Annotated in this window: 6 protein-coding genes; 1 reads left to right on the forward strand and 5 read right to left on the reverse strand. The window is 62.4% G+C overall.

Going from position 1 to position 7,248, the window contains the following annotated elements; all coding sequences use genetic code 11:
- The 5 genes from B3C64_RS03200 to B3C64_RS03220 all read right to left on the reverse strand — a co-directional run.
- Positions 1–1,649 (reverse strand): ATP-binding cassette domain-containing protein (locus B3C64_RS03200; RefSeq protein ID WP_414632156.1); only part of this gene is annotated, 1,649 nt, incomplete at its 3' end.
- A gap of 27 nt (positions 1,650–1,676) precedes the next feature.
- Positions 1,677–2,636 carry an ABC transporter permease gene (locus B3C64_RS03205; protein ID WP_291533675.1) on the reverse strand — a complete coding sequence of 320 codons (960 nt, stop codon included), beginning with the start codon at positions 2,634–2,636 and terminating at the stop codon, positions 1,677–1,679.
- 22 nt (positions 2,637–2,658) lie between these two features.
- Positions 2,659–3,585 (reverse strand): ABC transporter permease, encoded by a 927-nt coding sequence (locus B3C64_RS03210; protein ID WP_291533676.1) that lies wholly within the window; start codon positions 3,583–3,585, stop codon positions 2,659–2,661.
- A 282-nt stretch (positions 3,586–3,867) separates the two neighbouring features.
- Complete coding sequence (locus B3C64_RS03215) at positions 3,868–5,502, reverse strand: peptide ABC transporter substrate-binding protein (protein WP_291533678.1); 1,635 nt, start codon at positions 5,500–5,502, stop codon at positions 3,868–3,870.
- Positions 5,503–5,711: 209 nt separating this feature from the next.
- Positions 5,712–6,698: a tyrosine recombinase XerC gene (locus tag B3C64_RS03220; RefSeq protein ID WP_291533679.1), complete on the reverse strand. Its 987-nt coding sequence runs from the start codon at positions 6,696–6,698 to the stop codon at positions 5,712–5,714.
- Positions 6,699–6,860: 162 nt separating this feature from the next.
- On the opposite strand from B3C64_RS03220, the gene B3C64_RS03225 reads away from it, so the two are divergent.
- Positions 6,861–7,248 (forward strand): ABC transporter ATP-binding protein (locus tag B3C64_RS03225; protein WP_291533680.1); only part of this gene is annotated, 388 nt, incomplete at its 3' end.

Here is a 7,248-nt window from a genome sequence, read left to right on the forward strand (position 1 = left end):
GGATAGCGGCCCATCACGGATTCCGGAAGCTCGACCATGTCGAGCAGTTCGCGCACGCGGCTGGCGCGGCTCTTCTTGTCTCCGATACCGTGGATGCGCAGCGGCTCCTCGATGGAACGGTAGATGGAGTACATCGGGTCGAGCGAACCGTAGGGGTTCTGGAAAACCGGCTGCACATGGCGGCGGAATCCCAGCAGGTCCTTCGCGTCGAACGTGGAGGTGTCTCGGCCTTGGTAGAACACCTTGCCGGAGGTGGGTTTCAGCAGGTGGAGCACCATGTTCGCGACGGTGGACTTGCCGGAACCCGACTCGCCCACAATCGCCAGCGTGGTGCCCTTCTTCAGCGAGAAGCTCACGTCGTCGACGGCCTTGAACATCTCCGTCTTGCGAGGCAGTTTGAATTCCTTGGTGAGATGGTCCACGCTGATGACCGTCTCGCCCCTCTTCAGCGAGGACTCGTTCACCGCGTGCTCCATCACGGATTTCGCATCGCCGCCATGCTCCTTGACGGAGATGATGCGCTGCGAGGCGAGGGACGGCGCGGCGGCGACCAACCGCTTCGTGTACGGGTGCTGCGGATGCTGCAGCACTTCCAGGGACGGGCCGGATTCGACGACCTGCCCCTTGTACATCACGACGATGTGCTGGGCGCGTTCGGCGGCGAGACCCAGGTCATGGGTGATGAACAGCACCGCGGTGCCAAGGGAATCGGTAAGCATGTGCAGGTGGTCGAGGATCTTCTTCTGCACGGTCACGTCGAGCGCCGACGTCGGTTCGTCGGCGATCAGCAGTTCCGGACGGCACGCCAGACCGATGGCGATCAGCGCACGCTGGCGCATGCCGCCGGAGAACTCGTGCGGATACTGGCGGGCGCGGGTCGCCGCGTCGGGAAGGCCCGCCTCGGACAGCAGTCCGGCGATGCGGTCGTCCATCGTGGAGCCGACCACATACTTCTTGGCGAGGTACCAGGCGTCGTCGTCCTTCAGACCGGCCTTAATCAGTCCGTCGGCCACGCGCCAGCGGGTTTCGGAACCCGGAACCCATTCCTCGGCGAACCGGGCCATGGCCGTCTCGAGCCTGTCTCCGGACACACCCTCCTTGCCAAGGGCCTCCTTGGCCGCCTTCAGCAGTTCCGGAAGCTCTTTGGAACCAAGGAAGGTCTCGTCGTCGTCGCCCTTGAGCTCGACCTCGTCGCCGGCCAACGCCGTGGCCAGGGACGAGCGCTTCTCATGGCCGATGTCCATGTTGTTGGCGACCAAGGCCTCCTTCACCTGCGCGCCGATGCGCCACACCGGGTTGAGGTTGCTCATCGGATCCTGCGGGACCAGGCCCATCTTGGAGCCGCGCAGCTTGTCGTACTCCTTCTGCTTGAGTCCGGAGATCTCCTGGCCATCGAGTTTGATGGAGCCTCCGACCACATGGCCGGTGCCGGGCAGCAATCCGAGCACCGCCATGGCGGAGGTGGACTTGCCGGAACCGGACTCGCCGACGATGGCCACCCACTGCCCCGGGTAGACGCTGAAGGAAGAATCGCGCACGGCGTGCACCGCGCGGCCGTTGTCGGCCGTGAAATCGACCTGGAGGTTCTTGACCTCCAGAAGCGGACCGTTCGCGCGCTGCATGGCTTCGAGCCTATTTTCGGTATTCATTTCAGTCATCGAATTCCTCACTTACTCTCAGGCCGTACGGCTCTTCGGATCGAGCGCGTCCTTGACCGCGTCGCCCATCATGATGAACGCGAGAACGGTGATCGCCAGCGCCGCGGACGGGTAGAACAGCACCATCGGGTCGGTGCGCAGCATCGACTGCGCGCTGGAGATGTCGCCGCCCCAGCTGACGGTGGTGGTCGGCAGGCCGATGCCAAGGAAGCTCAGCGTGGCCTCCGAGACGATGTAGGAGCCGAGGGACGTGGTGCCCACCACGATGATCGGTGCAAGGGAGTTCGGCAGAATGTGGCGGAACAGGTTGCGCATCGGCGTGGAGCCCAATGCGGTGGACGCGGTGTTGAATTCCAGATTCTTCGATTCCAGCACGGCGCCTCGCGCGATACGCGCGGTGCCGACCCAGCCGAACAGGGCGAGGACCAGGACGACCTTCCAGATGGAGTCGTTGGTGCGGAACATCTGCAGCACGACGATGGCGCCCAACAGCATCGGCAATGCCATGAAGATGTCGACGATACGGCTGAGGACCGCATCCACCCAGCCGCCGAAGAAGCCGGCGATGGCACCGATCAGCGTGCCGACCAGCACCACCAGCAGCGTGGACAGGATGCCGACGCTCAGCGAGGTGCGCGTGCCGTAGATCACGCGGGTGTACACGTCGCAGCCCTGGACGTCGAATCCGAACGGGTGGCCCGCGGAGGCTGGCTCCAGGGAGTTGTCCAGCGTGCAGTAATTCGGATCCTGCTTGGTGAACACGCCCGGGAACAAGGCCACGAAGACGATGAACAGGATCAGCAGTCCGGAAATGATGAACAGCGGGTTCCTGCGCAGCGTGCGCCACGCGTCCGCCCACATGCTGGTGGCGGGGACGGAATCGTCGATGTTGTCGACGCTCTGCAACGGCGTCTCCTCGATCGGGGCGACGTAGCGTTCCTGCCCGGGAAGGGCGGTCATTGTTTTCTCATCGGTCATGATAGTTGCGACTCCTTCCCTATCACGCGTAACGGATGCGCGGGTCAAGCGCGGCGTACAGCAGATCGACCAGCAGGTTGCAGACCACGAAGATCAGCGTCAGCAACGTCACCACGGACACCACGACGTTGGCTTCGCCCTTGAGGATGCTCTGGTAGGTCAGGAAGCCGACGCCATGGATGTTGAAGATCTGTTCCGTGATCATGGCGCCGCCCATCAGCGCGCCCAGATCCTGGCCGAGGTAGGTGACGACGGGGATCATCGAATTGCGCAGCACATGACGCAGCATGACGGACTTGTTGCTCATGCCCTTGGCGCGCGCAGTGCGCACGTAATCCTCGGAGATGTTGGAGGAGATCTCGGAACGGGACAATCGGATGATGTAGGCCATGGAAACGGAGCCGAGCACCATCGCCGGCATCAGCAGGTCGAAGAATCCCGGATCGGAACCTGCGGTGACCGGCAGGATGCGCCATTTCACGCCGAGGAAATACTGGCCGAGGAAGCCGGTGACGAACGTTGGCACGGAGATCAGCAGCAGCGAGACGATCAGGATCACGGAATCGTACCACTTGCCCTTCTTCAGGCCGGCGATCACGCCGAACACCACGCCGAAGATGGCTTCGAACACGAACGCCATCAGGCCAAGCTTGATGGTGACCGGGAAGGCGCTTGTGATCTCGCCGAGCACCGACTGGCCGGAGAACGTCTGGCCGAAGTCGAGCGTCAGCGCGTTCTTCAGGAACAGGAGATACTGGATGATGAACGGCTTGTCGAGGTTGTACTCGGCGCGAATCTGCATTTCCACGGCATGGTTGACGGGCTTGTCTCCGAACATGGCCTTGACCGGGTCTCCCGGAAGAGCAAAGACAAGAGCGTATACCAACAAGGTAGTGCCGAGAACCACTGGAATCATCTGCAGAATGCGGCGCAGAAGATATTTGCCCATTTTTTGGTTGCTCCTTTTTTCATATTCCGGTTGGCCGCCAGTCCGTACTGGCTTACGAAAGAGGTCTTACCGGAATCAAATACCCCGTAAGTTTACCGCATCGACAGACTTCTATGTTGCGCCAAACTGAAGAAAGCCTGAGAATCCGCCTTTCAACGGCTGCGAAAAACCTTCTGCGCAGCCGGCGGGGAACCGGGAAATACGAAAAAGGGAAACAGGCCGAAACCTGTTTCCCTTCACAGTGAAGCGATTCCTACGACGGGTCGGGGCCCGCCGTCAGCCTCACTTGGTGAGCTCGGTGTAGACCGGCAGGTTCTGCCAATCCATCTCGAAGCCCTTCACACCGGTCGCGGCGACGCCGGTGGCGTTGGAGTAGTACAGCGGGATGGCCGGAAGCTCCTTGAGCAGGATCTCCTGAGCCTGCTGGTAGATCTTGTTGGCCTCGTCGGTGCTCTTCGCTGCGGAGGCCTCGGAGCACAGCTTGTCGAACTCGGCGTTCTTGTAGTCGCCGTCGTTCGAACCGTTGCCGTCGGCTGCCGCGGAGGAGTACAGCTGGTAGAGGTAGTTCTCCGGGGACGGGTAGTCCGGCTGCCATCCGGTGCGGAAGGCGCCCTTGATGGAACGGTTGGTCACGTCGTTACGGAATTCCTGGAAGGTAGGAATCGGGTTGGTGGCCACGTCGATGCCCAGGGTGTTCTTCACGGAGTTCACCACGGCGTCGTAGATCGACTTGGCACCGCCATCGGCGTTGTACGCGAAGGTGAGCTTGCCGTCGTAGTGGGAGATGGCCTCGGCCTTGGCCCACAGTTCCTTGGCCTTCTTCGGGTTGTACTTCAGGTTCTCGCTGCCCTTGAGGGAGTCGGAGTAGCCCGGGGTGAGCGGGGAGGTGAATTCGACTGCCGGAGTGCCCAGGCCGTTGAGCACCTTCTTGCAGATGGCGCCGCGGTCGATGGCCATGGACAGCGCCTGGCGGCGGAGCTGGCCTTCCTCGGTGTTGGTCTGCCAGTGTTCCAGCGACGACGGGATAGTGAAGGTCTGGCTCACGGAACCGGCCTTGTTGTACGGCTGGACGGAGGAGTCGGACTTGAAGGTCTTGGAGGCAGAGGTCGGGACGGAGTTCATCACGTCGAGGTTGCCGGCCTGGATGTCGGCGTACGCGGCCTCGTCATCGGTGTAGATCTTGAAGGTCACGCCGTCGTTCTTCGCCACGTCGTTGCCCTTGTAGGCGTTGTTCTTGACGAGCTCGATCTGCTTGTTGTGGCTCCAGGACTTGAACTTGTACGGACCGTTGCCGACCGGCTTCTCGCCGAAGGCCTTCGGATCCTTGTAGAAGGATTCCGGCAGCGGGGCGAAGGCGAGGTAGCCGATCTTGATGGCGAACACGGAGTCGGGCTGGTTCAGGTCGACGGTGAACTCGTGGTCGTTGACGACCTTGAGGCCTTCGAGCTGCTCGTCGCCCTTGAGGTTCTTGGCGTCCTGCAGCTTGTCGAAGCCCTTGATGGTGGAGAAGAACGAGGAGCACTTCTGGGCGTTCTTGGCGTTGGCCACGTAGCTCCACGCCTTGGTGAAGGATTCGGCGGTCACCGGGGTGCCGTCGGTGAACTTCCAGCCGCTCTTGATTTTGATGTCGAACTGGGTGCCGTCGTCGTTGGACGTGATGGATTCGGCGACTTCGTTCTGCGCGTTGCCCTTCGTGTCGAAGGACACCAGACGCGCGAACAGCAGGTCGCCGGGGATGCCGCCGCCGGTCTCATTGGTGTTGCCCGGGATGAGCGGGTTCTGCGGTTCGGAATTGTAGGCGGTGATGATGTCCTTGCCGTCATCCGAAGAAGCAGTGTTGTTGGAAGATCCGCAACCGCCCAGCAGCATGCCGAAAGCGCATGCCGCGGCGACGAGCGCCAAAGCCTTCCTCTTCATATTGTTCTCCTTTTGCTGTGTGTCGAAGCCCCATAAGGGCTTCACGCAAAGCGAAGGTGGGCGTCGAAGTCAAAGACATCGACGTCCACCTTTGCTCAGCTCTTGGCAAACCATTGTCGCGCGATTGAGGGACAACGACGCAGCATCCCGACAGGCGGACGCGGAAGTGGACAACAGGCATCCATCGCATCCACGGGCGGGGAGCGGCGTCACGCGCGGGGGAACGCCTGGGCGTACCGCGCCTTCAGCTGCTCGATGGAGACGTGCGTGTACCGCTGGGTGGTTTTGAGCGAGGAATGTCCGAGCATCTCCTGCACCTCGCGGAGGTCCGCTCCCCCGTCGAGCATGTGCGTCGCGGCGCTGTGCCGCAGCGCGTGCGGGCTGATGTCGGGCACGCCGGCGTCATGCGCGTATTCGTGCACCGTCCGCCGCACGATCCGCTGGTCGATGCGCCCGCCGCGCGCGCCGAGGAACAGCGCGCCGCCCGACCGGCCATTCGCCAGACGCGGTCGTCCGTCCTCCAGCCATCGTTCCAACGCACGGGCGGCCGGAGCCCCGAACGGGATGACGCGCTGCTTGTCGCCCTTGCCGGTCACCTTCGCGGTGCGGTTGGAGAACGCCACATCGCCGACATCAAGCCCCGTCAATTCCCCGACGCGCATGCCCGTCGCATACAGCAGCTCGAGCATCGCCGCGTCGCGCAGTTCGACCGCATGCCGTTTCCCATCCCTAGACGCCGTCGATGATTCCGAAGACGCGGCGTCCTGATCGCCGTGCGGCGGGACCGCCTCACGCGCGCCGGCATGCTCGCCGCTTTCCTCGTCGACACGGTCCATCAGCCGTTCGGCCTGCGATTCGTTGAGCACCGCCGGCAGCGCATCGGGTATTTTCGGCGTCATCAGCATCGCGGCCGGATTCGATCGGACGCGCCCATGCTCATGCGCCCATGCGAAAAAGCACCGCACCGCGACGGTTTTGCGCGCCATGCTGCTGCGCGCATGGCTTTTGGACGATTCCGCCATCCACATGCGCAGGTCCTCGATGGTCGTCTCGTTGAGGTCGGCGCAGCCGTGGTCCGCCAGATAGTCCATGCATTCGTTCAAGTCGCCGCGGTACGCCTTGCGCGTGTTGGCGCTCAATCCACGGTTGGCCTTCAGATACGCGTCGAACGCGTCGACGTCATCGGTGAGTCGCATCGCCGGTCCTTTCATCCATTCACGTCCATGTCACGCCGTCGCACCATGCCGTTCCGCGCGCCGGCGCCCGTCATCCAACCGCCCCCTGCCCTTCCTACCATTATGTGCGCTTGTGCCGATAGACTGAAGACGAACAACGCAATCCAAGAAACAGGCGGTATCATGGCGCGTCATTCCAAACATGCCGGGCACATCGGCAGCATCGACGAACACATCGTGGCCCAAGCGATCGATCTGACCAAGATCTACGGCTCGCAGGGCAACCAGGTCACGGCGCTCGACCATGTGAACGTCTCGTTCAACCGCGGCGAGATGACCGCGATCATGGGTCCGTCCGGATCGGGAAAATCCACGCTGATGCACTGCATGGCCGGATTGGACACGCCGACTTCCGGCAAGGTGGTCGTCGAAGGCCTTGAGGTCTCGTCCATGAACCAGAAGCAGCTCACCGACCTGCGCCGCAACCAGATCGGATTCATCTTCCAGTCCTTCAATCTGGTACCGACGCTGTCCGCCAAGGAGAACATCCTTCTGCCGCTGCAGATCGCGA

Origin of the sequence: Bifidobacterium sp. UBA6881, assembly GCA_002451435.1 — a bacterium.
Lineage (GTDB): Bacteria > Actinomycetota > Actinomycetes > Actinomycetales > Bifidobacteriaceae > Bifidobacterium.